The following is a 23,934-nucleotide window of genomic DNA, read 5'->3' on the forward strand; positions in this document are numbered from 1 at the left end:
TGTAGGAGCAGCCTTGTGCTGCGAAGAGGCCGGTGCAAACACCTTAGATCCAGGGTGTTTGCACCGGCCTCTTCGCAGCACAAGGCTGCTCCTACAACAAGCAGTTAGCGCGAAGCCAGCAAGGCTTGGCCACGCACCACGGCCGCACGCACCTGCGCCGGTGCGGTACCACCAATGTGGTCACGGGCATTGACCGACCCTTCCAGGGTCAGCACAGCGAACACATCCTGCTCGATCTGATCGCTGAACTGGCGCAGTTCGTCCAGGCTCATCTCGGCCAGGTCCTTGCCAGTGTCCACGCCATACTTCACCGCGTGGCCGACGATTTCGTGGCAATCACGGAACGGCAGGCCACGGCGTACCAGGTAGTCAGCCAGGTCAGTGGCGGTGGAGAACCCGCGCAGTGCCGCTTCACGCATGATCGCGTGCTTGGGCTTGATGGCCGGGATCATGTCGGCAAAGGCACGCAGCGAGTCGCGCAGAGTATCGGCGGCGTCGAACAGCGGTTCCTTGTCTTCCTGGTTGTCCTTGTTGTAGGCCAGCGGTTGGCCTTTCATCAGGGTCAGCAGGCCCATCAGGGCGCCGAACACGCGGCCGCTCTTGCCACGTACCAGCTCCGGCACGTCTGGGTTCTTTTTCTGCGGCATGATCGAGCTGCCGGTGCAGAAGCGATCAGGCAGGTCGATGAACTGGAACTGGGCGCTGGTCCACAGCACCAGCTCTTCGGAGAAGCGCGACAGGTGCATCATCGCCAGGCTCGCGGCAGCGCAGAATTCGATGGCGAAGTCACGGTCCGAAACGCCGTCCAGCGAGTTGCCCGATACGTCCTCGAAGCCCAGCAGCTTGCAGGTGAGCTCGCGGTCGATCGGGTAGGTGGTGCCGGCCAGCGCGGCGCTGCCCAGGGGCATGCGGTTGGTGCGCTTGCGGCAGTCGACCAGGCGCTCGTAGTCGCGGCTGAGCATTTCGAACCAGGCCAGCAAGTGGTGGCCGAAAGTGACCGGCTGGGCGGTTTGCAGGTGGGTGAAGCCGGGCATGATGGTCTCGGCTTCACGCTCTGCCTGCTCCAGCAGGCCCTGTTGCAGGCGGGTGATTTCGGCCAGGATCAGGTCGATCTCGTCGCGCAGCCACAGGCGGATGTCGGTGGCGACCTGGTCGTTGCGGCTGCGGCCGGTGTGCAGCTTTTTACCGGTGATGCCGATGCGATCGGTCAGGCGTGCCTCGATGTTCATGTGCACGTCTTCAAGGTCGACGCGCCAGTCGAAGTTGCCGGCCTCGATCTCGCCCTGGATGGTCTTCAGGCCATCGATGATGGTGTCGCGCTCGGCATCGCTGAGCACGCCGACCTGCGCCAACATGGTGGCGTGGGCGATCGAACCCATGATGTCGTGGCGGTACAGGCGCTTGTCGAAATCGACCGAAGCGGTGAAACGGGCGACGAAGGCGTCGACGGGCTCACTGAAGCGGCCGCCCCAGGACTGATTGGTCTTGTCGGTGCTCATGGATTCACTCATTGCAGGCGTGAACGAAAAAGTGGCGCCGATAATAGCAGGGTTGGGCTGGCTGCCGCAGGACGCCGGTCGAGAGAAATGACGGCAAATGGGCAGGCAAACGAGCAAGCAAGGATTTGCAGGATTGAACGGCAGTGTTCCACGGACCGTCTACAGTTGGACAGAGGACTGGCAGTGAATCTGCCGGCCGAGTGAATCTTTGGCCATTGCACCGGTCTAGAGCGTGACACGCAGTGTCGCTCGAACCACACTTGTCTACGCTACACCTGTGCGAGACTCATTCAGGAATCCAGCGCAATTATGAATGTCCTGATCGTTGATGACGAACCCCAAGGCCGTGAACGCCTCAGTAGGCTACTCGGCGAACTAGAGGGTTATACCGTGCTGGAGCCAAGCGCCACCAACGGCGAGGAGGCCCTGGCGCTGATCGAAAGCCTAAAGCCCGATGTGGTCTTGCTGGACATCGGCATGCCTGGCCTGGATGGCCTTCAGGTCGCTGCTCGCCTGTGCGAGCGCGAAGCGCCGCCCTCGGTGGTGTTTTGCACCGGCGACGATGAATACGGCACAGAGGCTTTCAAGGACAGCACCCTCAGCCATGTGACCAAACCCTTCCAGCCTCAGGCGTTGCGCGATGCGCTGCGCAAGGCCGAGAAGCCCAACCGCGCCCAGTTGGCGGCGCTCACCCGGCCGGCCAATGAAGGCGGCGGCCCGCGCAGCCATATCAGTGCGCGAACGCGAAAGGGCATCGAGCTGATTCCCTTGCCCCAGGTTATCTATTTCATCGCTGACCACAAATACGTGACCTTGCGCCACGAGGGCGGTGAGGTGTTGCTCGATGAGCCCCTCAAGGCCCTGGAAGACGAATTTGGCGAACGCTTCGTGCGTATCCACCGCAACGCGCTGGTGGCCCGCGAGCGTATCGAACGCCTGCAGCGCACCCCGCTTGGGCATTTTCAGCTGTTTCTCAAAGGCCTGGACGGCGATGCCCTGACCGTCAGCCGGCGCCATGTGGCTGGCGTGCGCAAGATGATGCAGACGCTCTGACCACGTCTTTGCGCGGCCGCTGCCCACGGCCGCGCACGGGACGTACATAGCCATTGACCCGCATCTGCTGGTGATGCCGCCGGAGCTGTTATCATCGGCAGCATTTCTCTGCATCGGGGCGTTCCATGTCCACTCGCGAAATCCGCATTGCCACCCGTAAAAGTGCCTTGGCCCTGTGGCAGGCCGAATACGTCAAAGCCCGCCTCGAGCAGGCGCACCCTGGGCTGATCGTGACCCTGGTGCCCATGGTCAGCCGCGGTGACAAGCTGCTGGATGCGCCGCTGGCGAAAATCGGCGGCAAGGGCCTGTTCGTCAAGGAACTGGAAACCGCCCTGCTGGACAACGAAGCCGACATCGCCGTGCACTCGATGAAAGACGTGCCCATGGACTTCCCTGAAGGCCTGGGCCTGTACTGCATCTGCGAGCGGGAAGACCCGCGCGACGCCTTCGTTTCCAACCGTTTTGCAAGCCTCGAAGCCTTGCCCGCCGGCAGCATCGTCGGCACCTCCAGCCTGCGCCGCCAGGCCCAGTTGCTGGCGCGTCGGCCAGACCTCGAAATCCGCTTCCTCCGTGGCAACGTCAATACCCGCCTGGCCAAGCTCGACGCTGGCGAGTATGACGCGATCATCCTCGCCGCCGCCGGTTTGATCCGCCTCGGTTTCGAAGACCGCATCACCGCCAGCATCAGCGTCGATGACAGCCTGCCGGCGGGCGGCCAAGGTGCGGTGGGTATCGAATGCCGCAGTGCCGACAGCGAAATCCATGCACTGCTGGCCCCGCTGCACCATCTCGACACCGCCGACCGGGTGGTGGCCGAACGGGCCCTGAACAAGCGCCTTAATGGCGGCTGCCAGGTGCCGATTGCCTGCTACGCAGTGCTTGAAGGCGACCAATTGTGGCTGCGCGGCCTGGTTGGCCAGCCGAGCGGTGGCACCTTGCTGGTGGCCGATGCCCGCGCGCCGCGCGCATCGGCTGAAGCCTTGGGCGTGCAGGTTGCCGAAGACCTGCTCAGCCAAGGCGCCGAGGCCATCCTCAAGGAAGTCTATGGCGAGGCCGGGCACCCGTGAGCCCTTGGCGCCTGTTGCTGACCCGGCCTGAAGAGGACTGCGCGGCGCTGGCGCAGAGCCTGGCAGCCGCCGGCGTGGCCAGCAACTGCCTGCCTTTGTTGGCGATCGAGCCTGTGCGATTGGGCGACGTGGCGCGTCAGCGGCTTGCCGGGCTGGGGCACTATCAGGCCATGATCGTGGTCAGCAAACCGGCCGCCAGGTTGCTGCTTGAGCAACTTGCGCACGCCGGCCTGCAGCCTCCGGCAACCGGCTGGTTTACCGTCGGTGAAGCAACGGCTGCAGTGCTGCAATCCGCCGGTCTTCAGGTGACTTTCCCTACGCAAGGTGACGACAGCGAGGCCTTGCTCGCACTGCCGGTCCTGCGCGACGCTATCGCGCTTCCTACACCACGCGTCCTTATCGTCCGTGGCGTGGGAGGTCGCGAACTGCTGGCAGAGCGTCTTGCAGAGCAAGGTGCTAGTGTCGATTATCTGGAACTGTATCGTCGCTGCCTGCCGGAGTACCCGGCGGGCACGCTGATGCGTCGCATCGAAGCGGAACGCCTCAATGGCCTGGTGGTCAGCAGTGGGCAGGGTTTTGAACATTTGCAGCAGATGGCCGGCGCCGATTGGCCGCAGGTGGCGCGTCTGCCGCTGTTCGTGCCGAGCCCGCGGGTTGCCGAGCAGGCCAGGGCCGCCGGGGCCCAACAGGTTGTGGATTGCCGTGGCGCCAGTGCCACGGCCTTGCTGGCAGCTGTGCAGCGCAGCGCTGCACCTGCCTCTTAAGGCGCTAAGCTGAACGCCTAGCGCCCCCATGCAAAGGATGGATACGTGAGCGAAACTGTCTTGTCCAATAACGATCAGCCGTCGGCCCAGACGCCGGCGGATCCCGTCACCGCCACACCCGCCAAGCGCTCCGGCACCGGTCTGGCAGCGCTGGCGCTGCTGCTGGGTGCGGCCGGGGTCGCAATAGGTGGCTGGGGTGTCTGGCAGGTGCGGCAACTGCAAGGCAGCGAATTCAACCAAGGGCAGCACCTTGAAGCCCTGAACCAGCGCGCCGAAGCGCTGCAGCAGCGTGAACAGCAGATCAGCGCGCAGCTGGCCAGCCTGCCGGCTGCCAGCGAGCTGGAAGACCGCCGTCGCCTGGTTTCGCAGCTGCAAGGCGATCAGCAACGCCTCAGCCAGCGTCTGGAAACCGTGCTGGGCGAGAGCCGCAAGGAATGGCGCCTGGCAGAGGCCGAACACTTGCTGCGCCTGGCTACCCTGCGCCTCTCGGCGCTGCAGGACATCACCAGCGCCAAGGCCCTGGTCGAAGGCGCCGACGAAATCCTTCGCGAGCAGAGCGACCCCGGTGCCTTCGCCGCTCGCGAGCAGTTGGCGCGCAGCCTAGCAACCTTCAACAGCACGCAGCAGCCAGACCGCACGGGCCTGTTCCTCAAACTGGCTGCACAGCGCGAACTGGTGCAACAACTCAGCGCCCAGTCGCCTGAGTTCGAGAGCAATGCCGATGCGCTCGGTGCGCTGACATCCGACGGCGATGGCGCCAGTCGCTGGTCGCAGTGGTGGGCGGAAATCTCGAAGTATTTCCAGATCGACTTCAACGCCGATGACAACGTGCGGCCGCTGCTGGCCGGGCAGTCGCTGAACCAGCTGCGCCTGGCCTTGAGCCTGACCATCGAGCAAGCCCAGTGGGCCGCGCTCAATGGCGAGGCCAAGGTCTACACCCAGGCACTGGATGATGCGCGCAGCGTACTGCTGGCCAACTTCAATGCCGACAACCCACAAAGCAAGGCCATGCTCGACAGCCTCAACGCCTTGGCCGAGCAACCGGTGTCTGTGGTCACCCCTGACCTGAGCGAGAGCCTGGCCTCGGTGCAAGCCTACATCCAGCGCCGCCACCTGCCGGCCGAGGGTGAAGGGGGCAAGCCATGAAGCGGGTCTACCTGCTGGCCGTACTGGCGATCGTGATCGCCGCGGCGCTGGGCATTGCGGTGGCCAAGCACAGTGGCTACGTCTTGATCGCCTATGGCAGCTTCCGCTACCAGTCGGGGCTTTGGGCGGCGCTGGCGGGGCTTGTGGCCGTGATCGCCCTGCTTGGGTTGTTGCGCTACCTGGTTGGCCTGGTGCTGACCTCCAGCGGCGTGGTCAACCCGTGGTCGCGTCGTAACCGCAGCCGGCGCATCCGTCTTTCCATCGAGCAAGGCCAGTTGGACCTCGCCGAGGGCCGCTGGGCCAGTGCCCAGCGCCATCTGCACCGCGCCGCCGAAGCTGAGCGCCAGCCCTTGCTGTACTACCTCGGCGCCGCCCGCGCCGCCAACGAGCAAGGCCGCAAGGAAGACAGCGACAACCTGCTGGAGCGCGCCCTGGAGCGTCAGCCGCAGGCGGAACTGGCCATTGCCCTGACCCATGCCCAGTTGCAGATGGACCGTGGCGACACGGATGGTGCGCTGGAAACCCTGTTGGCGATGCAGGCGCGGCACCCGCATAACACCCAGGTGCTGCGCCTGCTGCAGCGCTTGTACCTGGAACGTGGCGATTGGTCGGCGCTGATTCGCCTGCTGCCTGACCTGCGCAAGGGCAAGGTGCTGCCAGCGGCTGAGCTTGCCGAGCTTGAAAAGCGTGCGTGGGGCCAGAACCTGAGCCTGGCGATAACCCGCGGCGAGGATGCGCAAAGTGCGCGTCAGGCCCTGGAACGTGCCTGGCAGCAACTGACTGCCGCCCAGCGTCAGGAGCCGCAGCTGGTGCTGGCCTACGCCGAGCAGCTGCGCCAGGTCGGCGCCCAGGGCGAAGCCGAGCAAGTGCTGCGCACGGCCCTCAAGCGTGAGTACGAAAGCCACCTGGCTCGCTTGTATGGCCTGGTACGCGGTGATGACCCGGCGCGCCAGTTGCAAACAGCCGAAGGCTGGCTGAAGGCGCATCCACAGGACCCAAGCCTGCTGCTGACCCTCGGCCGCCTGAGCTTGCAGAACCGCCTGTGGGGCAAGGCGCGGGACTATCTGGAAAGCAGCTTGCAGATGGAGCGCAACCCGGAAACCTGTGCCGAATTGGCCCGTTTGCTCGCCGGCCTTGGCGAGACCGAGCGCAGCAACCAGCTGTTCCAGGAAGGCCTCGGCTTGCTGGATGAGCGCTTGCTGGCGCTGCCGTTGCCAGAAGCAGTGCGCGCCTGAGTTACGCCTAAGCGTTTTACCTGGGTTACCCCTTAGTTCGCGCCAGCGTGCGGGCTAAGGGAGCGGGTAACTTGTCCGGCGATATAAGTTAGTTCTGCAGTCCATTTCTTAAGACGTTTCCTACTGCTTGGCAGGAAACTTCCTTTGCTATTCAGCGACTTGTCGTCCCTGTAGCGCCTTGAAACACAGCGGTTACTTCCTCTACCGTTTCAAGCCACTTCATTCCCCGGGACCTCCATCGCCCATGCTGCCGGCCCGTTTACGCACTTTTTTCTTTCCTGCCTGCCTTGCCGCGTTGGCTGTGCTGGCCGGGTCATTTCACCTGGAAAGTGCCCTGGGGCTGGTGCCGTGCCCGTTGTGCTTCAGCCAACGTTTGTTACTGGGCCTGTATGGGCTGCTTTGCCTGTGCGCAGTGCTGCAGGCACCGGGCAGGTCGGGTATTCGTCGTTACGCGCAAGCACTGTTGGCCTGCTCGGCGGCGGGGGCGTTGCTGGCGGCACGGCATGTCTGGCTGCAAGGGGCGGGTGGGGCAGTTCACGTGTGCCCGGCTCCGATCTGGGATGTGTTCGAGCAATCCTGGCGTGAAGCCGCGCGGCAATTGCTGCTGGGTGGCCCGGATTGCAACGCGCTGACCTGGAGCTTTGTTGACCTGACACTGCCTGAATGGAGCCTGCTGGCATTCCTGTTGCTGGGCGCGCTGCCCTTGAGCCGCCTGCTGGCGTATCGTTTCCGCACCCTGGCGGGCGATTGACCTGGCGCAAGCCTGGGACGCTATCGCGACCAATGGTGTTGTAACGGGGTATTAAACACTTGTATGAACTTTGTCTGCTGCGTACCTTGATGGTCAGCACGCGCGGGAATAATCTCCCAGCACGCATACCGAAAATACAACTGCTCGATGCCGTCCTGCTGATGTCACCTTTGTGCTGCGCGGTCGTGGTGCGAGGTGCAGCGGCATCTACCCAGAAGGGAAGAGATCGCCATGCTCGATAGTTGTCAGAACGCCCAGGAACGCTGGGGTGGGGTTCACAAGCTGATCGACCGTTGGCTGGAGGAGCGCCATGAACTGGTGCAGGCTTTCCGCGCGTTGCGCGACGCCAAGCCAGCCTTCGCCGACAAGGACAAGAACCGCGATTTTTGCGCGGTGCTGGTCGATTATGTCTCGGCTTGGCATTTCGAAGTCAGCGAACAGCTGGTCAGTGAAGCCAAGGCCTTCGGCGACACTCGCGGCCTTGAACTGGCCACGCAGATCAACCCGCGCATCGATGACAGCACCCAGATCGCGCTGGCATTCAATGACCATTGCGAGAAGGGCGAGTGCACAGACCCCGAGCGCTTCGCCGAAAAACTGGCCAAGCTGGGCGGCCTGCTGCACGAGCGCTTCGAGCTGGAGGATTGCCTGATCGAGGTGCTGCATAACGCGCACAAGGAAGAGGGCACGGTCGAAGCCTGAGGCGTGGCGTCAGTCGCCAACCGCCAGCAGTTCGATCTCGAATACCAAGGGGGTATAGGGCGCGATCAGGTCACCCGCGCCCTCGGCACCGTAGGCTTGCGCCGACGGAATCACCAGGCGCCATTTCGCGCCTGCATGCATCCGAGGCAACGCCACCCGCCACCCTTCGATCACCGAATCCAGGCTGAACCACTGCGGCTGCTGGTTTTGGTCGAACACCGAGCCATCCGGCAACCTACCCACGTAGCGTACCTGTACCTTGCCACCCGCTTTCGGCTGCGCGCCGGCGCCGCTTTGCAGTTCGCTGTAAAGCACGCCTTCGGGCAGTTCATGCACACCGGCACGCGCCCGCTCGTTGGCCATGAAGCGTGTTTCCACTGCTTTGGTTTTTTCTGCCTGAGCCTGCTCGGCGGTGTTGTCGGCCTGCGCTTCATGCTGCTGCAACACAGCCTGCATGCGTGCCTTGTCGAGCTTCAGTGGTTGCCCTTGATAGGACTGGCGCAGGCCTTCGACCAGGGCGTCCAGTTGCAGCCCCGGCATCTCTTCGCGCAGCCGCTCGCCCAGGCTGGCACCCAGGCTGTAGGCCAGGTCGTGGTCGTCTGCATTGGCCAGGGCAAAAGGCGCCACCAGGCACAAACCTAAAACAAGAAAACGCGGCATGGACAGTTCCTGCGCAATGAGCGGGCCGTGGCAGCCAACATCGGGGTTGGCCTGTATCTGCCAAATATGAGCAACGCTTAATTCAGCAACTACACTTTCACGGAGCTGCAAGATAACAACTTTGCCCAGGCATGCAACGCGGCGTAAATATTACTGTCAACATGCCCTAGCGGCGGTAGCAGCAGAAGCATAGTATGAGCCGCAATCTCGTCAGCCAGGAGGTAAACCATGTCGGCCAAAAAGAAGCCAGTAAGTACGCCGTTGCACCTGCTCCAGCAACTTTCGGGCAGCCTGCTCGAACATTTGGAAGATGCCTGCTCGCAAGCGCTGGCTGATGCGGAAAAACTGCTGGCCAAGTTGGAAAAGCAACGTGGCAAGGCACAAGAGAAACTGCACAACGGTCGCCTGAAACTGCAGGATGCGGCCAAGGCAGGTAAAGCCAAGGCGCAGACCAAGGCACAAAAAGCGATCGGTGAACTTGAAGGGTTGCTCGACTCGCTCAAGGACCGCCAGACCCAGACCCGTACCTACATCCAACAGCTCAAGCGTGATGCCCAGGACAGTCTGAAGCTGGCCCAGGGTGTGGGCAAGGTGCGTGAAGCCGCGAGCAAGGCACTGGACCAGCGCGCCGTCGCTGCCAAGGCTGCAAAACCAGCTGCTGCCAAAGCACCGGCCAAGGCTGCCAGCAAGCCGGCAGCACGCGCCACGGCCGCCAAACCTGCCGCCAAAGCACCTGCAGCCAAGGCGCCGGCCAGAGCTGCTGCCGCCAAGCCAGCCGCCAAAGCCGCTGCCACCAAAGCGCCAGCAAAAGCCGCTGCCGCCAAGGCACCCGCCAAAACCGCCGCCGCCAAACCTGCGGCCAAGCCAGCCGCTAAAGCCGTCGCTGCCAAAGCACCGGCCAAGGCTGCAGCTGCAAAACCCGCAGCCAAGCCAGCTGCTGCCAAGGCGCCAGCCAAGGCCGCCGCTGCTAAACCGGCAGCCAAACCTGCAGCGGCCAAAGCCCCGGCCAAACCTGCAGCTGCAAAACCTGCGGCCAAGCCTGCTGCCAAGCCCGCGGCTGCCGCTAAAGCACCCGCGCGTGCTGCCGCCAAACCGGCTGCAAAACCGGCTGCTGCCAAACCAGCCGCGAGCAAGCCAGCCGAAACCAAGCCCGCCACGGCTGCCACCAGCGCGCCTGCCGCCGCGACCAACTCGGCCAGCCCGGCCGCAGCACCGTCGGCACCCGCCAGCACCCCGGCTCAGGCGCCGTCTTCGGCATCCTGAAGCGCTGCCGCCGCGACGCGCAATTGATGCAGCGCGCGGTGATCTTGGGCCTGGTCCGGCGCTAGCCGGGCCAGCCAGTCGTCCGTGGGCTCGTGCGAGTCCGCGGGCCACTGTTGCGAGCACGCCTGCAGGCGTTCCAGCAAGGCCTTCTCGGCCTGCAATTCCAACCCCTTTACTTGCTCACGCAACGCTGCCAACTGCGCATCGTTGTGCGCTGCCGTGCGCCATTGCTGGCGCAGGTTACGCAATGGCGTCACCACCTCACGCTGCCAAGGTTCGGCAATGTCGCGCAGGGCTTGTGCGCGCTCACCTGTCGCGGCCACGCCGCGTGCTTGCAGCCAGGTGCCGCAGAGCAACAGGCAAACGTCACCGCCCAACGCTTGCACGTCAAGGCAGGCCTCTTCCACGCCGGCCCTGGCATACAAGGCCAGGGCGTGATTCCACAGGTCGGTGTACATGATTCCACTCACGCTACGGGCCGAGGAAGCTGGTAGACTCCGCGACCATCATGATCAGACTATCCAACCTCACTTTACAGCGTGGTCCGCAGCGCTTGCTAGAAGGCGCCGAGATGACCTTGCACGCCGGCCACAAGGCCGGTTTGATCGGTGCCAACGGCGCCGGAAAATCCAGCCTGTTCGCCTTGCTGCGCGGTGAGCTTTCGCCCGATTCCGGCGATTGCCAGCTGCCCGGCGACTGGCGCATCGCCCACATGCGCCAGGAGGTCGACACCCTCGATCGCCTCGCGGTGGACTATGTGCTCGATGGCGACGTGCGCCTGCGCAAGGTGCAGGCCGAGCTTGCCATCGCCGAAACGGCGCACGACGGCACGGCCCTGGCGCGCCTGCACAGCGAGCTGGAAAGTGCCGATGGCTATACCGCCGATGCCCGAGCACGCAAATTGCTGGCCGGCCTTGGCTTCACCAACGAACAGATGGACCGCCGCGTCGGTGACTTCTCCGGTGGCTGGCGGATGCGCCTGAACCTGGCACAGGCACTGATGTGCCCGTCCGACCTGCTGCTGCTCGACGAGCCCACCAACCACCTGGACCTGGATGCCATCCTTTGGCTGGAAGACTGGCTCAAGGGCTACCCCGGCACCCTGTTGCTGATTTCCCACGACCGCGATTTCCTCGATGCCGTGGTCGACCACGTGGTGCACGTCGAGCAGCGCAAGCTGAACCTGTACAAGGGCGGCTACACCGCGTTCGAGCGCACCCGTGCCGAGCGCCTGGCGCAACAGCAGCAAGCCTACGAGAAGCAGCAGGCCCAGCGTGCGCACATGGAAAAGTACATCGCCCGCTTCAAGGCACAGGCCACCAAGGCCCGCCAGGCCCAGAGCCGGATCAAGGCCCTGGAGCGCATGGAAGAGTTGTCGGCGGCGCATGTCGATTCGCCGTTCGACTTCGTCTTCCGTGAGTCGCAGAAAATCTCCAGCCCACTGCTGGACATGTCCGAAGGCCGCCTGGGTTATGGCGACAAGGCCATCCTGGAGAAGGTCAAGCTGCAGCTGGTGCCGGGTGCGCGTATCGGCCTGCTCGGCCCCAACGGCGCGGGCAAGTCGACCCTGATCAAGAACCTTGCCGGCGAGCTGGAGCCGCTGTCCGGGCGCCTGGTACGTGGCGAGAACCTGGCGGTGGGCTACTTCGCCCAGCACCAGCTCGACTCCCTCGACGACAAGGCCAGCCCGCTGTTGCACCTGCAGCGGATTGCCCCGACCGAGCGTGAGCAGACGCTGCGCGACTTCCTCGGCGGCTTCGATTTCCACGGTGACCGAGTCGACGAGCCGGTGGTGAATTTCTCCGGTGGTGAAAAGGCCCGCCTTGCCCTGGCGCTGATCGCCTGGGAACGGCCGAACCTGTTGCTGCTCGACGAACCGACCAACCACCTGGACCTGGAAATGCGTCTGGCGCTGACCATGGCCTTGCAGGAGTTCGCCGGTGCCGTGGTGGTGGTTTCCCACGACCGTCACCTGCTCAAAAGCACCACCGACGATTTCCTGCTGGTGGCTGACGGCAAGGTCGATACGTTCGATGGCGACCTGGAAGACTACAGCCGCTGGCTGGTCGAGTACCGTCAGCGCAACGCGCCGGTCAGCAACACCCCGGCCAACCCGGACAAGACCGACAAGAAAGCTCAGCGCCAAGCTGCAGCGGCCTTGCGTCAGCAACTGGCACCGCACAAGAAGGCGGCCGACAAGCTGGAAGCCGAGCTTAACCAGGTGCATGCGCAACTGGCTGAGATCGAAACAGCGTTGGGCGACAGTGGCCTGTACGAGGCCGCGCGCAAGGACGAACTGCGCGATGTACTGGCCCGCCAGAGCAAGTTCAAGCAGCGCGAAGGCGAGCTTGAAGAAGCCTGGATGGAAGCGCTGGAAACGTTGGAAAGCATGCAGGCCGAGCTTGAGGCGCTGTCCTGAGGCTGAGGTCTTTGGGGCGTAGGGCGGGAGCCTTTTAACGCTTGTGAGATCGAGCGCCGCCCATGCGGCGCTTCGCAGCACTAGGCTGCTCCTACATCTGTTCGTGTCAGGCGCAAAGGGGGCTCGCGCCCATGCCATAGGAATAACTGGCCCGTGTAGGAGCAGCCTTGTGCTGCGAAGCGCCGCGCGGGCGGCGCTCAATCGCAACAGCACCCAACAACCCAAACCCTAAACAAATCTGCAAAATTCGCTGGTTATTTTTTCGCCAGCATCTTAGCTTAACGTTTTGCAACATATGTTCGAGCGAGGTGTGTGATGTCGATGGAAGTGTGGTTGGGCTTCTTTGCCGCGTGTTGGGTGATCAGCCTTTCACCGGGGGCCGGGGCGATTGCCTCGATGTCCAGCGGCCTGCAGTACGGTTTCTGGCGCGGTTACTGGAACGCACTAGGCCTGCAGATTGGCCTGATCGTACAGATCGCCATCATCGCCGCCGGCGTCGGCGCCATCCTCGCCGCTTCCGCCACCGCCTTTACGGTGATCAAGTGGTTTGGCGTTGCCTACCTGGTCTACCTGGCCTACAAGCAATGGCGCGCGCTGCCGATGGACATGAGCGAAGAGTCTGCCGTACGCCCGATCGGCAAACCGCTGAGCCTGGTGTTCCGTGGTTTTCTGGTCAACGTCAGCAACCCTAAGGCACTGGTTTTCATGCTGGCGGTGCTGCCGCAGTTCATCAACCCACATGAGGCCCTGCTGCCGCAGTACGTGGCCATTACCGTCACCATGATCACCGTCGACATGCTGGTGATGGCGGGCTACACCGGCCTGGCTTCGCGGGTGCTGCGCCTGCTGCGTACACCCAAACAGCAGAAGCGGCTGAACCGCACCTTTGCCGGGTTGTTCATCGGCGCGGCAACCTTCCTCGCGACCCTGCGTCGCGCGCCTGTCTGATAGGTCATCGGGGGCGCACAAGCGCCCCCGGTTATTTCGGCTTTTCCACAAAGCCCTTGAGCAAATCCAGCGGCAGTGGAAAGACGATGGTCGAGCTCTTGTCCCCGGCAATCGCCCCCAGCGTCTGCATGTAGCGCAACTGCATCGCCCCTGGCTCCTTGCTGAGCATCTGCGCCGCCTGCATCAGTTTTTCGGACGCCTGCAACTCCCCTTCGGCATGGATCACCTTGGCCCGTCGCTCACGTTCGGCCTCGGCCTGGCGCGCGATGGCACGCACCATCGATTCGTTGAGGTCGACGTGCTTGATCTCGACATTGGCCACTTTGATGCCCCAGGCATCGGTTTGCGCGTCCAGCACCTGGCGGATATCGGCATTCAGTTGCTCGCGCTCGGCCAGCAGCTCGTCCAGCTCATGCTTGCCAAGCACGGCGCGTAAGGTGGTCTGGGCCAGCTGGCTGGTAGCGACGAGAAAGTCTTCGACCTGAATGATCGCTTTTTGTGGGTCGAGCACGCGAAAGTACAGCACGGCATTGACCTTGACCGAGACGTTGTCGCGGGTGATCACGTCCTGCGGCGGTACATCCAGCACGACCGTGCGCAGATCGACCCGAACCATCTGCTGGATGACCGGGATCAGCAGGATCAACCCCGGCCCTTTCACCTGCCAGAACCGCCCCAGCTGGAACACCACGCCGCGCTCGTACTCGCGCAAGATCCGGAACGCCGACAGCAACAACACGCCCAGCAGCATCAGCAGGGCGCCGAAACCCAATTGCATGAACATCGTCATTCTCCTTGGGCCGCAGGTGCAGCAGCGCTGACCTCCAGCATCACGCCACGGCGCGCCGTGACTCGCACGTGTTGGCCAGGCTGCAGTGGCGTCGCGCACTGAACCTGCCACTGTTCGCCCTGCGCCTGCACCGAACCGCAGAACGGGTTGTCTGCCAGCACCTGAGTGACCGTGACCAGGCTCCCGACCAAGCCGGCATCGCCGCTCACCAGGGCGCGCTTGCGCGCTTTCAGGGCCATGCCCAGCACGCCACCGATGAGCAGCGCCGACAGCACTGCCAGGCTGGCGATCAAGGGCAAGGGGATGCCGAACCCAGGCACGTCGGTGTCCATCAAAATCACTGCGCCGACCACGAAGGCCACGATGCCGCCAAAGCCGACCACGCCAAAGCTGGGCAAGAACGCCTCGGCAATCATGAACGCCAGCCCGAGCAGGATCAGCGCCACCCCGGCGTAGCTCACCGGCAGCAATTGCAGGGCATACAGCGCCAGTAATAGGCAGATACCGCCGATCACGCCGCCTACGGTGGAGCCGGGGCTCATGAACTCGAACAGCAGGCCGTACACGCCGACCATGATCAGGATCAGCGCCACGCTGGGGTTGGTGATGACCGCCAGCAGGCGTGTGCGCCAGTCCGGCAGATGTTCGACCAGGCTGGCTGCGCGGGTGTGCATCTGCTGCGGCTGGCCGGCAGCGTCCAGTGTTTTGCTGTCGAGTTGGCGCAGCAGGTCGGGCAGGTCAGTCGCCACGAGGTCGACCACCTTCAGCCGCAACGCCTCGCTGGCCGACAAACTGACGGCTTCGCGCACGGCCTGCTCCGCCCAATCGGCATTGCGCCCGCGCAGCTGCGCCAGGCCGCGTATGTAGGCAGCAGCGTCATTGACCTGCTTGCGGGCGAGGGTTTGTTCATCACCACTGGGCTTGGCCTTGTCGTCCTTGGGCATGCCCGGGGGGCCGCCGATCTGCACCGGGGTGGCCGCGCCCAGGTTGGTCCCGGGGGCCATGGCTGCGACATGGCTGGCATAAAGGATGTAAGTGCCAGCGCTAGCGGCCCGTGCACCGCTGGGGGCGACGAAGCTGGCAACCGGCACGGGGCTGGCGAGGATGGCCTTGATCATCTGGCGCATGGCGCTGTCCAGGCCGCCAGGGGTATCCATGCGGATGACCACCAGTTGCGCGCCTTGCGCATGGGCCTGGTCCAGGCTGCGCACCAGGTAGTCGGCACTGGCCGGGCCGATGGCATCGTCGATGCTCAACACCCAGACGGCACCGGGCGCTGCCTGGCTGCCCGGTGCCAGCCCAAGCAGCATCAACAGCAACAGCCAGCGCCACCAGCGAGCGGCCACCTATCGTCACCTCGTTCGTCTCTATTACACAAGTTTAGTCATGCCTGCCGGGCCAAGGCCTAAAATTGAAGATTGGGGGCGCAATACCGGAGGTGCATCATGCGTATGGCAAAGACCCTGCAGGCTCGCCTGGACAAGGCCAACTGCGACTACGACATCATTCCCCATCCACATTCGGCCACCAGCCTGGAGTCGGCACGCACGGCCGGTGTACCCGCCGAGCGGGTCGCCAAGTCGGTGGTGCTCGATGACCGGCATGGCAACTACATCCTGGCCGTGCTACCGGCCAACCGGCATCTGGACATGAGCAAGGTGCGCATGTCGGGCGCCTGGCAACTGACCCGCGAAAGCGGCCTGCCGACGCTGTTCGGCGATTGCGAACGCGGCGCAGTGCCGGCACTTGGCGATGCCTACGATATAAAAATGCTGCTCGACCCGACCCTTACCCGGCAAGGTGATGTCTACCTGGAGGCGGGTGACCACGATCACCTGATCCACATGAGCATGGAGCAGTTCATGAAACTGGTACCGCACGCCGAAGTGCGTGAGCTGTGCTGATGTTCTCAAGCCAACGCCGGGCGGGCGTCGTGGACGGCCTGACCGGCTTTTAGGAGGAATCATGGAAGCACCGATCCATCCATTCGCCGAGCTGTTCAAACAACTGGGCTTGCCTGACGATGCTTTGAGTATCGATCAATTCATCACCAGCCACTCGCCGCTGCAAAACGAGATCAAGCTGGTCGATGCCCCGTTCTGGACCGATGCCCAGCGCAACTTCCTCAAGGACAGCATCAACGAAGATGCTGATTGGGCAGTCCCTTTCGACCAACTCAACGAGGCGTTGCGCCGCCCCCGAAAATAAAGCGCCGAGCGGCACCTGACGAGTGATTGGCCGTTGCTATGCTCAGGAAAACAATAAGGGGATAGCGCGATGAAAGATCCCTACGCACCAGGGTTCTGGTGCTCCGTGACGATCCTGGGCACGCTGACGGCCAGTTACTTCTATGGCATCAGGCAGACGCAACAGATGAACCAGGCGGTGCAGTTTCTCTACGCCGCCGCCGCGGTCACCGTGGCGGTTGCGCTGGTGGCGCTGACCTGGATCGCCTGGCAACAGTTGCGCCTGAACAAGCGTGAGGTGATCCAGGGGCGAACGTTGCTGACCATCTGGAACACCAAGGTTGCCCTGCGCCGGGTCGAAACGGTATTCGACCGCTATTTCTGGGGCAGCTACTGGCACTCAGGGCGCACCTTCGAAGAAGTCATGGGTGAGCTCAAGGGCACCCCGCTGGAGCAAAGCCTGGACGCCTTAAAGCGCCAGTGCCGGGCGCTCGACCGCGAAATCCACGATCACCACCACCACTGGCTGGCCAACGCACGGGACCTCTCCAGTGTGGCGGCGGCCATGGCCCGCGAACGCTACCAGCTCGACCTGGGCGAGCCGACGAGCACGGGCAATGGCACCACCGCCGTGCTCAACCGCGACCTTGAAGTGCTGGTGTACACTTGGTCGGCGCGCCTGCGCAGCTTCGACCACCAACTGGACGAACTGGAGCGCGCCTACCACTGAGGCGGTTTACTCGCCGCGGATGTACTGCTCCAACTGCAGGATCAGGTTGGCCTGTTCGGCGATGGTTTCCTTCACCAGGTCGCCAATCGACAACAGGCCCAGCAGTTCGCCATTACTGACCACCGGCAGGTGACGCAGGTGCAGGTTGGTCATCTGGTTCATGCAATATTCCAGATTGTGCTTGGGTTCCACGGTAATCACCGGGGCGCTCATGATCTCGCGTACCGGCGTTGCCGCTGACGAACGGCCTTTGAGCACCAGCTTGCGGGCATAATCCCGCTCACTGACGATGCCGATCACCTGGTTGTTCTCCACCACGGGCAGCGCACCGATATTTTTCTCCGCCAGCAGTTTAAGGGCGTCCAGTACCGAGTCGTCCGGGCCGATGGTGTAAACGGTCTGGTGCTTCGACTTGGTCTTGAGGATTTGTTCGACGTTTTTCATACGGGCCTCTGCGGGTGGAAAAAGCGCTGTCTCAATGTAAATAAAGCATCCGGCACGGCGCTCTGCACGGCAATGCAGGAAACGGCATGGAGGCGATTGAAAAACGTCATGGTTGAATCGATTGTGTACCAAGCACCCCGGCAAGCCGTGTATCCGGCGCTGGAGATGCTTACCTGGGTGGGGCAAAATCCCCGGTAATCTGTGACAATGCATGTCAAGTTGCCATCATCCAGACCTGTTTCGGCAAGGAGCCGCAATGCAAAGCATGTTTCGCCTCACAGCGCTCAGTTGCGCCTTCATCACCGCTGCCGGTTGCAGCAGCCAACAGATCGACAATATCTCCAAGAGCGTTAAAGACATTGGCAGGGACTACGGCATGCCCGTGCTCTGTGGTGTCGGGGTTGTCGCCGGGGGCGCTGCCGGTTATGCCCTTAAAGGCAAGGACGGCATCTTGCCGGGCGTTGCAGTCGGCGGCACGTTGGGGTGCATCGCCGGTTATGTCTGGCAGTCGCGCTTGCAGGAGCTTGACCGCATCGCCAAGGAAGAGAACCTGAAGATCACCACCGAGAAGTTGACCGTTGCCTCGGCTGCGGTGGTGACCGCCGTCCCTGAACAGGCGGGCCTGGTGACCCAGATCGAAGACACCGGGATGTTCGCCACTGGCTCCGACCAACTGACCCCCAACGGCCAGCGCGCCGTGGCCAAGCTGGCGCAGATGTATGCCAAGCCGGCCGCCACCGACAAGCAGGCCGCCGCCAAGGAGGCGCAGGCACGTCGCTTGTTGATCGTTGGCCACAGCGATGCCGTGGGCAATGCCGATTTCAACCAGAAGCTGTCCGAGCGCCGCGCCAAGACCGTGGGCAAGGTCATGCTGCAGGCCGGCATCCCGGCCAGTGCCATCTATTACCAAGGCGCCGGGGCATCGCGCCCGATTGCCGATAACAGCGACCCGTTGCTGCGTGGCCAGAACCGCCGTGTGGAAATCGTCGAGCTGGCCAACGAACAGGCCCTGGTAATGCGCGCCCAGGCAGAAGCGGGTAACACCCGCTACCTGCACTACGGCACCTCGACCGCTGCCAAACCTCGGCAGGCGACCACTACCGCACACGCGAGCAGCAAGCCTGCCGCGAGCAAGCCGACCACGGCACAGCGCACGCCTGCCACGGCCAGCAGTACCGCCAGCGCAACCACCAGTACCAGCAGCACCAGCACCAGCACCGCGAAGGCTGTTGCAGCTGTGCGTCCGCAGGTCGATTTCGCCGGTACCCCCGTGGCTAACTACAGCTGGACCATGGCGCAGAGCATCAAGCCGAAACAGAGTGGCTTCACGCTGATCAGCAGCGCATACGCCGCGCAGATGCCGATGTCCAGCTGCGAGGCCGACCGCCCACGCAATGCCGGCGAAGTGCTGAGCATGGTCAACGACCAACCTTTGCAGCGCCGCGCCACCAAGGACTACCTGCCGGGTTACAACAACCGGGTCTGGGCCAACCTGGTCAACGGGCACCTGGTGACCGTGTCGCCGGTATCGATCTTGCGTGAGAACGCCATGGTCGACCGCCAGCCGATCCTGCAGTTGGTCGAAGACTACAAACAGCCCACGCAGCACAAACCACGCACCATGAAGGCCGTGGCCAACACCTATGAAGGCGAAAGCGAAGTGCTCTACCGGGTCTTCGCCAGTGATGCCCAGGCATCGATTTCGTGCATGGACATCGTATTCAGCAAAGGCAACGCCGAGGTCAGCCAAGGTGCCTTGTTCTATGCCGCCGGCAGTGACGCGTTCGTCGCTTCCTACAAGCCGATCCCGGCTACCAAATAACCCCAGTCAAGGACGTCCTGAATGGAAGACTTTTCGCTCGCTGCACTTAAATCACTGATTCTCGCCAATCAGTTGCTCTCTGCCGGCCTGCTTTCGTTGCTGATCACTGCGGTGATCGTGCGTAACTATTGGGAAGAGGTTTCCTACTTCCTGACCCGTGTCTGGCACAGCTTCCCCTTGATCGGTACGGTCGCGCGCCTGTCGCGCAAGCCGGCTTCGGTCGACGCTGAAGGCTGGATCAACCACGAAGTCACCCTGTCGAACGTGTACAACAAGAAGTTCAAGCTCTACGCCAAGGACGCAAACGCCTACAGCGCCTACCTGGACTACCTGTCCAAAGCCGGTGAGGCCGGCCGTTCTGCGCGGCCGTGGTGGGTGTTGGCGGTTGTCCTGTTGCTGGTGGTGATCGAGGCCATGGGGTTTGCCTATGTGGTCGCCGGCTGGGTCAACATGGACGCGTCGACCAATGACCGTCACTGGCTGACGGCATTCGTGGCGATTCTGCTGGCCGTTGCGTCGGCGTTTCTGGCCGAGGCTGCCGGGCATGCGGTGCACCACAACAGCCTGGTCGCCCGCGCCCGCCATTGGTGGCAGGGTGAAGAGCCTTCCAAGCGTTCGCGCTCGCTGAAAGCCAACAAAGCCATCAACCTGGAAGACTCCTTCAGCGACTCGGACAAGCCTGACTACGAGCAGTTGCTGGCCCGTGTGAAGGACGTGAACGCCAACGTCACGCGCAAGTTCTTCTGGTTGATCACCTGCGGTGCGTTCGTGGTGGCCATGGCCATTGGTGCCTTCCTCATCCGTTCGGCCACCCTGGACAGCATCGAGACCGAGATGGTCAACGGCATGCGTGCCGAAGCGTCCACGCAGAGCAGCACCGCGGGCTCGCCGTTCGACCTGCCAGCAGAATCCCAGGCCATCAACGATGAAGCGGATAACGCCACCATCGACGACAAGATGCAGGCGATCCGCAAGGCCAGCCTGACGACCTACGTGATGCTGTCGCTGATCTACGTGGCGATCCAGGGCATCAGCCTGTGGCTGGCCAGCCGCTACTTCTTCGCCGGTACGCACTCGCACACCGCCTGGCAGCGTACGCACAAGTACGCCACCTCCGAAGAAATGCTCGATGCGATGGACCAGAAGCGTTCGGCCATCGCCAGCCATGCCGATGACAAGCTGCGCCGCTTGCAGACCTTGTTGTCCAGCCGTGATCACACCGATGCCAATGTGCTGACTGCACTGGACGGGGAAAACACCGCCCGCCGCAATTTCCTGAGCTTCGTCGAACACAAGGCTGACAAAGTATCTGAGCAGCCGGAGAAGCCAGCGCGGCCGGTTGAGACCGTGGCACCAGCACCCGCGGCTGTAGCCGTCGCTGTCGCCGCGACGCCGGTCGAGCCCCAGCCTGCCGTAGCCCCTGTTGCCCCTGCTGCTGCAGTGGCCGAGCCGGTCGCTATCAAGGCCTCCGAGTTCCACGATGTGACTGGCCTGCCGGAAGAAAGCCTGGCCGCCGCCAGCCGTGCGCTGAATGTCAGCGAGGCGCAACTGCGCGACATCCGCGAGCAACAGCAAGCACTCAAGGCGCTTGGCCTGTTCCCGGCGAAGAAGGAGGGCATGCTGTCATGAGGCTTGCCAAGGCCCTGATCCTGGCGCTGGCGCTGCCGTGTGCAGCGCTGGCCGCCGAACGCAACGACCTGCAGAGCTGCTACACGCGCAACGGCCTGGCAGACATCAAGCCTGCAGGTTCCGGCCGCGAGCTGGTGGTGATCATCGATCAGACCATCCCGATGCCAGAAGACCTGCAGCGCAGCGCCTGGGGCCAGATCGACCGGTTCGTGCAGCCGGGCGATCGCGTCAGGCTCTATACCTTCTCGGCGTTCCTGCCGGGTGAGTATCAGCGCCTGGTGTATGCCGGCGAGCTGGACACGCCGTTGCAGGGCGAGGTTCGCGACGATGTGAACATGCGCAAGCTGCGTGGCCTGGACCAGTGCCTGGCGACCCAGAAAAAGGCGTTTCAGACCGGTTTCGGCGGGCTGTTCGTGAAGGGCCTGCGCGAAGCGCGTCAGGACATCCCCAAGAGCGAAATCATGAACACCCTGCGCCGTGTCGGTGAAGACATGGGCAAAGAGCAGGGTATCCAGGAGCGGGTGGTGTACCTGATTTCGGACATGCTCGAGCATTCCGACTACACCAGCTTCTACGCGGCCAACCAGATCAAGCAACTGAACGTTGGCAACGAGCTGAAGCTTGCGCAGAGCAAGGGGCTGTACGCCGACCTGCAAGGCGCCCGGGTGTATGTGTCTGGCGCTGGGCTGGTGACCGACGCGGTGAAGCATGCCTACCGCTCTGGCAAGACCATGGATGCGCTGAACGACTTCTGGGCGCAGTACCTGAATGCGTCCAACGCAACGTTGGAAGGCTTTGGCACGCCTAGCCTGAGTACCGACCTTCGATAACCCGGCCTTCCGGGTAATACGCACCCTTGTAGGAGCAGCCTTGTGCTGCGAAGAGGCCGGTGACAACACAGTAGATCTGCGCTGTTGTCACCGGCCTCTTCGCAGCACAAGGCTGCTCCTACAGGTGACTGCGCTACAGCTTCGGCATCTGCCCGATGCGCGCGACCATCTCGCTCACCACCTGCAGATCCAGCATGAACTGCTCCACGGTCTTGAACTCGTTGTCGTTGTGCCCGGTGTATTTCACGTCAGGCATGGCCAGGCCGAACTGCACGCCGTTGGGCAAGTCATGCACTGAGGTAGCCCCCGCCGAGGTGCCAAACTCGTGCTTCATGCCCAGGTTCTCGCTGGCCACGGCAAGCAGGGCCTTGACCCACTCGCCCTCCGGGTTGCGGTACATCGGCGCGTCGAGGCTGTAGTCGAAGGCCACCGGGACGTGGCTGGTGCTCTTCCATTTATCCAGCTTGGTCGCCAGGTCATCCTTGATCACGGCAATTTCCTTGCCCTTCGGGATACGCAGGTTGACCGCCAGTTTCAGCCCCTTGTCGTCCACGCCGACAAAGGTCGGCGAGGCGGTCAGCGGCCCCATGAACGCGTCTTCAAAGCCCACGCCGAGCTTTTTGCCCAGGTAGTCCAGGCCCCAGTTGTCGTTGGCATAACGGGCGGCGTCGGTGAACTGGTTGTGCTTGAGTGGCACCTGCTTGCCCAGGCCATCGATGAACACCAGCATGCGCGCCACCGGGTTGACCCCAGACTCTGGCTCCGAGGAGTGGGCCGAGACGCCTTTCACGGTGAGCTGCACGTCCTTGCCAACCACCTTGGCATCGATGCTGAAATCACCGCCGTTGCCCTTCACATACGCGGCACCGGCCTTGTTCAGGCTGGCTGCCAGTTCGGCAGGCTTGTCGCTGGCCAGGGTGGCGACCGACGTCGTCGGGATCTGGTTGGTGGCCAGGCCGCCGGTGAGGTGGGTGATTTCGGCGCCCTTGCCGGTGGCGGCGCGCTTGGCGAAGGTGGCCATGACCGTGCCGTAGCCTTTCTCGGCGATGACCACCGGGTAGCCGCCATCCAGCGCCAGGTTGTAGTCGGGCGTCGGGTTGCGCTCGAAGTAGTAAGGGATCGCGTCACCGCTGGTTTCTTCGGTGGTGTCCACCAGCAGTTTGAGTTGCCGGGCCAGCGGCAGCTTCTCGTCCTTGGCCACTTTCAGCGCATACAGCGCCACGACGATGCCGTTCTTGTCGTCTTCGGTGCCGCGGCCATACATGCGGTCACCCACCAGCGTGACCTTGAAGGGGTCGAGGCGAGTGCCATCGTCCAGCTTCCAGTTGTCCGGGTTGACCGGCACCACATCGGCGTGGGCATGGATGCCGACCACTTCTTTGCCTTCGCCCAGGGTGATCTCGTAGACCCGGTTGTCGATATTGCGGAACGTCAGGCCAAAGCCTTCGGCCAGGGCTTTGATCTTGTCCGCGATCTTCAGGAACTCGGGGTTTTCGTGCTGCGGTACGCCATCGACGCTGAAGGTGGGGATGGCCACCAGTTCGCGCAGGGTCTCGGTGGCGGCCCTGCCGTACTTGATGCGGGTATACAGGCCCAGCAGGCGGTTGATTTCGTTCTGCTGCTCGTCGGCCAGCGGCTTATTGGCCAGGTAGGCGCTCAGCGTCTCGCCGAGGTTGTCGGCCTTGGCCAGGTCGCTGTCGTTGAGCTTGCCGATGAACTGTTTGAAGTCCGCCAGTTCTGTGCCGTCGTAGGCCTTGATGATGGCCGCGGATTGTTGCTGGGAGAGGTTGGCCTGGGCCGGTACGCTGAACAGGCCGATGCTGGCCAGCAGCAGTGAGGTAGCGGTGAGTTTTTTCAGGTGCATGGGCGCGCGCATTCCTTCGCGAGTCATTGTTGGGGGTACCCGTTCGAAAAACGGGAAGGTGCCCACGCTAACACCAATGCTCTGCAGTACGGGAGTACCAGAAACGCGACATGTCGCACAAACGAAAAAGCC

23 protein-coding genes are annotated in these 23,934 nt (G+C 63.1%); 16 read left to right on the forward strand and 7 right to left on the reverse strand.

All coding sequences use genetic code 11. From position 1 onward, the window contains the following. Positions 1–104 precede the first annotated feature (104 nt). Positions 105–1,499: an argininosuccinate lyase gene (gene argH / locus HU750_RS19120; RefSeq protein ID WP_027595124.1), complete on the reverse strand. Its 1,395-nt coding sequence runs from the start codon at positions 1,497–1,499 to the stop codon at positions 105–107. Between the two features lie 309 nt (positions 1,500–1,808). Between argH and HU750_RS19125 the strand changes: the two genes are divergently transcribed. The 7 genes from HU750_RS19125 (at position 1,809) to HU750_RS19155 (ending at position 8,217) form a co-directional block, all read left to right on the forward strand. After that, entirely contained in the window at positions 1,809–2,552 is a 744-nt protein-coding gene (locus HU750_RS19125; protein ID WP_027595125.1) for a LytR/AlgR family response regulator transcription factor, read from the forward strand. 125 nt (positions 2,553–2,677) lie between these two features. Beyond that, a complete protein-coding gene (gene hemC / locus HU750_RS19130) occupies positions 2,678–3,619 on the forward strand; it encodes a hydroxymethylbilane synthase (RefSeq protein WP_027595126.1) in 942 nt (313 codons plus the stop codon). Further along, complete coding sequence (locus HU750_RS19135; RefSeq protein ID WP_099428041.1) at positions 3,616–4,383, forward strand: uroporphyrinogen-III synthase; 768 nt, start codon at positions 3,616–3,618, stop codon at positions 4,381–4,383. The genes hemC and HU750_RS19135 overlap by 4 nt, the downstream gene beginning before the upstream one ends. 45 nt (positions 4,384–4,428) lie before the next feature. Next, positions 4,429–5,529: a uroporphyrinogen-III C-methyltransferase gene (locus HU750_RS19140; protein ID WP_186681808.1), complete on the forward strand. Its 1,101-nt coding sequence runs from the start codon at positions 4,429–4,431 to the stop codon at positions 5,527–5,529. Further along, complete coding sequence (locus tag HU750_RS19145; protein ID WP_186681810.1) at positions 5,526–6,764, forward strand: heme biosynthesis protein HemY; 1,239 nt, start codon at positions 5,526–5,528, stop codon at positions 6,762–6,764. Before HU750_RS19140 ends, HU750_RS19145 begins: the two co-directional genes overlap by 4 nt. 244 nt (positions 6,765–7,008) lie before the next feature. Then, positions 7,009–7,515: a disulfide bond formation protein B gene (locus HU750_RS19150; RefSeq protein WP_027595130.1), complete on the forward strand. Its 507-nt coding sequence runs from the start codon at positions 7,009–7,011 to the stop codon at positions 7,513–7,515. A gap of 231 nt (positions 7,516–7,746) precedes the next feature. Next, the gene (locus tag HU750_RS19155; protein WP_027595131.1) at positions 7,747–8,217 is read left to right on the forward strand and encodes an Rsd/AlgQ family anti-sigma factor; all 471 of its coding nucleotides are present in this window, start codon (positions 7,747–7,749) and stop codon (positions 8,215–8,217) included. 9 nt (positions 8,218–8,226) lie between these two features. Here HU750_RS19155 and HU750_RS19160 read toward each other — a convergent pair whose 3' ends face one another. Next, positions 8,227–8,877, reverse strand: coding sequence for an FKBP-type peptidyl-prolyl cis-trans isomerase (locus HU750_RS19160; protein WP_186681812.1), 651 nt, complete (start codon positions 8,875–8,877; stop codon positions 8,227–8,229). Positions 8,878–9,105: 228 nt separating this feature from the next. On the opposite strand from HU750_RS19160, the gene HU750_RS19165 reads away from it, so the two are divergent. Next, positions 9,106–10,140, forward strand: coding sequence for an AlgP family protein (locus tag HU750_RS19165; RefSeq protein WP_186681814.1), 1,035 nt, complete (start codon positions 9,106–9,108; stop codon positions 10,138–10,140). On the opposite strand, the gene HU750_RS19170 is transcribed toward HU750_RS19165, so the two are convergent. Further along, the gene (locus HU750_RS19170) at positions 10,116–10,598 is read right to left on the reverse strand and encodes a TIGR02444 family protein (protein ID WP_085273893.1); all 483 of its coding nucleotides are present in this window, start codon (positions 10,596–10,598) and stop codon (positions 10,116–10,118) included. The genes HU750_RS19165 and HU750_RS19170 overlap by 25 nt on opposite strands. A gap of 50 nt (positions 10,599–10,648) precedes the next feature. Between HU750_RS19170 and HU750_RS19175 the strand changes: the two genes are divergently transcribed. Both HU750_RS19175 and HU750_RS19180 read left to right on the forward strand, forming a co-directional pair. Further along, on the forward strand, positions 10,649–12,559 hold the full coding sequence (locus tag HU750_RS19175; protein ID WP_099452601.1) for an ATP-binding cassette domain-containing protein: 1,911 nt from the start codon (positions 10,649–10,651) through the stop codon (positions 12,557–12,559). A 315-nt stretch (positions 12,560–12,874) separates the two neighbouring features. Then, entirely contained in the window at positions 12,875–13,507 is a 633-nt protein-coding gene (locus HU750_RS19180; protein ID WP_186681816.1) for a LysE family transporter, read from the forward strand. Between the two features lie 31 nt (positions 13,508–13,538). On the opposite strand, the gene HU750_RS19185 is transcribed toward HU750_RS19180, so the two are convergent. Both HU750_RS19185 and HU750_RS19190 read right to left on the reverse strand, forming a co-directional pair. Beyond that, positions 13,539–14,291: a slipin family protein gene (locus HU750_RS19185; RefSeq protein WP_027595137.1), complete on the reverse strand. Its 753-nt coding sequence runs from the start codon at positions 14,289–14,291 to the stop codon at positions 13,539–13,541. A 2-nt stretch (positions 14,292–14,293) separates the two neighbouring features. Beyond that, a complete protein-coding gene (locus HU750_RS19190; RefSeq protein ID WP_186681818.1) occupies positions 14,294–15,643 on the reverse strand; it encodes an NfeD family protein in 1,350 nt (449 codons plus the stop codon). 99 nt (positions 15,644–15,742) lie between these two features. On the opposite strand from HU750_RS19190, the gene HU750_RS19195 reads away from it, so the two are divergent. From HU750_RS19195 to HU750_RS19205, 3 genes are all read left to right on the forward strand, one after another. Next, the gene (locus tag HU750_RS19195) at positions 15,743–16,201 is read left to right on the forward strand and encodes an aminoacyl-tRNA deacylase (protein ID WP_027595139.1); all 459 of its coding nucleotides are present in this window, start codon (positions 15,743–15,745) and stop codon (positions 16,199–16,201) included. Between the two features lie 61 nt (positions 16,202–16,262). Continuing rightward, entirely contained in the window at positions 16,263–16,505 is a 243-nt protein-coding gene (locus tag HU750_RS19200; RefSeq protein WP_085273890.1) for a DUF2789 domain-containing protein, read from the forward strand. A gap of 69 nt (positions 16,506–16,574) precedes the next feature. Beyond that, positions 16,575–17,213 (forward strand): hypothetical protein, encoded by a 639-nt coding sequence (locus tag HU750_RS19205; RefSeq protein ID WP_027595141.1) that lies wholly within the window; start codon positions 16,575–16,577, stop codon positions 17,211–17,213. Positions 17,214–17,219: 6 nt separating this feature from the next. Here HU750_RS19205 and HU750_RS19210 read toward each other — a convergent pair whose 3' ends face one another. Continuing rightward, entirely contained in the window at positions 17,220–17,657 is a 438-nt protein-coding gene (locus HU750_RS19210) for a CBS domain-containing protein (protein ID WP_085273889.1), read from the reverse strand. 256 nt (positions 17,658–17,913) lie between these two features. Here HU750_RS19210 and HU750_RS19215 point away from each other — a divergent pair, with 256 nt between their 5' ends. The 3 genes from HU750_RS19215 to HU750_RS19225 are packed head-to-tail and all read left to right on the forward strand — an operon-like array spanning position 17,914 to position 21,938. Beyond that, entirely contained in the window at positions 17,914–19,479 is a 1,566-nt protein-coding gene (locus HU750_RS19215) for an OmpA family protein (RefSeq protein ID WP_186681820.1), read from the forward strand. 21 nt (positions 19,480–19,500) lie between these two features. After that, complete coding sequence (locus HU750_RS19220; protein WP_186681822.1) at positions 19,501–21,108, forward strand: hypothetical protein; 1,608 nt, start codon at positions 19,501–19,503, stop codon at positions 21,106–21,108. Beyond that, the gene (locus HU750_RS19225; protein WP_027595145.1) at positions 21,105–21,938 is read left to right on the forward strand and encodes a hypothetical protein; all 834 of its coding nucleotides are present in this window, start codon (positions 21,105–21,107) and stop codon (positions 21,936–21,938) included. Before HU750_RS19220 ends, HU750_RS19225 begins: the two co-directional genes overlap by 4 nt. A gap of 133 nt (positions 21,939–22,071) precedes the next feature. On the opposite strand, the gene HU750_RS19230 is transcribed toward HU750_RS19225, so the two are convergent. Next, entirely contained in the window at positions 22,072–23,802 is a 1,731-nt protein-coding gene (locus HU750_RS19230) for a dipeptidase (protein ID WP_186681824.1), read from the reverse strand. Positions 23,803–23,934 lie beyond the last annotated feature (132 nt).

This window comes from Pseudomonas sp. SWRI50, assembly GCF_014269095.1.
Taxonomy (GTDB): domain Bacteria; phylum Pseudomonadota; class Gammaproteobacteria; order Pseudomonadales; family Pseudomonadaceae; genus Aquipseudomonas; species Aquipseudomonas kermanshahensis.

What these genes read in the sequence shown, in the direction of transcription:
- HU750_RS19220 (WP_186681822.1), top strand. Translation starts at nt 19,501, where the DNA reads ATGGAAGACTTTTCGCTCGCTGCACTTAAATCACTGATTCTCGCCAAT.
- HU750_RS19195 (WP_027595139.1), top strand. Translation starts at nt 15,743, where the DNA reads ATGCGTATGGCAAAGACCCTGCAGGCTCGCCTGGACAAGGCCAACTGC.
- HU750_RS19160 (WP_186681812.1), bottom strand. Translation starts at nt 8,877, where the DNA reads ATGCCGCGTTTTCTTGTTTTAGGTTTGTGCCTGGTGGCGCCTTTTGCC.
- HU750_RS19210 (WP_085273889.1), bottom strand. Translation starts at nt 17,657, where the DNA reads ATGAAAAACGTCGAACAAATCCTCAAGACCAAGTCGAAGCACCAGACC.
- HU750_RS19150 (WP_027595130.1), top strand. Translation starts at nt 7,009, where the DNA reads ATGCTGCCGGCCCGTTTACGCACTTTTTTCTTTCCTGCCTGCCTTGCC.
- HU750_RS19205 (WP_027595141.1), top strand. Translation starts at nt 16,575, where the DNA reads ATGAAAGATCCCTACGCACCAGGGTTCTGGTGCTCCGTGACGATCCTG.
- HU750_RS19230 (WP_186681824.1), bottom strand. Translation starts at nt 23,802, where the DNA reads ATGCACCTGAAAAAACTCACCGCTACCTCACTGCTGCTGGCCAGCATC.
- HU750_RS19185 (WP_027595137.1), bottom strand. Translation starts at nt 14,291, where the DNA reads ATGTTCATGCAATTGGGTTTCGGCGCCCTGCTGATGCTGCTGGGCGTG.
- HU750_RS19225 (WP_027595145.1), top strand. Translation starts at nt 21,105, where the DNA reads ATGAGGCTTGCCAAGGCCCTGATCCTGGCGCTGGCGCTGCCGTGTGCA.
- HU750_RS19200 (WP_085273890.1), top strand. Translation starts at nt 16,263, where the DNA reads ATGGAAGCACCGATCCATCCATTCGCCGAGCTGTTCAAACAACTGGGC.
- HU750_RS19165 (WP_186681814.1), top strand. Translation starts at nt 9,106, where the DNA reads ATGTCGGCCAAAAAGAAGCCAGTAAGTACGCCGTTGCACCTGCTCCAG.
- HU750_RS19175 (WP_099452601.1), top strand. Translation starts at nt 10,649, where the DNA reads ATGATCAGACTATCCAACCTCACTTTACAGCGTGGTCCGCAGCGCTTG.
- HU750_RS19125 (WP_027595125.1), top strand. Translation starts at nt 1,809, where the DNA reads ATGAATGTCCTGATCGTTGATGACGAACCCCAAGGCCGTGAACGCCTC.
- HU750_RS19155 (WP_027595131.1), top strand. Translation starts at nt 7,747, where the DNA reads ATGCTCGATAGTTGTCAGAACGCCCAGGAACGCTGGGGTGGGGTTCAC.
- HU750_RS19180 (WP_186681816.1), top strand. Translation starts at nt 12,875, where the DNA reads ATGTCGATGGAAGTGTGGTTGGGCTTCTTTGCCGCGTGTTGGGTGATC.
- HU750_RS19145 (WP_186681810.1), top strand. Translation starts at nt 5,526, where the DNA reads ATGAAGCGGGTCTACCTGCTGGCCGTACTGGCGATCGTGATCGCCGCG.
- hemC (WP_027595126.1), top strand. Translation starts at nt 2,678, where the DNA reads ATGTCCACTCGCGAAATCCGCATTGCCACCCGTAAAAGTGCCTTGGCC.
- HU750_RS19170 (WP_085273893.1), bottom strand. Translation starts at nt 10,598, where the DNA reads ATGTACACCGACCTGTGGAATCACGCCCTGGCCTTGTATGCCAGGGCC.
- HU750_RS19215 (WP_186681820.1), top strand. Translation starts at nt 17,914, where the DNA reads ATGCAAAGCATGTTTCGCCTCACAGCGCTCAGTTGCGCCTTCATCACC.
- argH (WP_027595124.1), bottom strand. Translation starts at nt 1,499, where the DNA reads ATGAGCACCGACAAGACCAATCAGTCCTGGGGCGGCCGCTTCAGTGAG.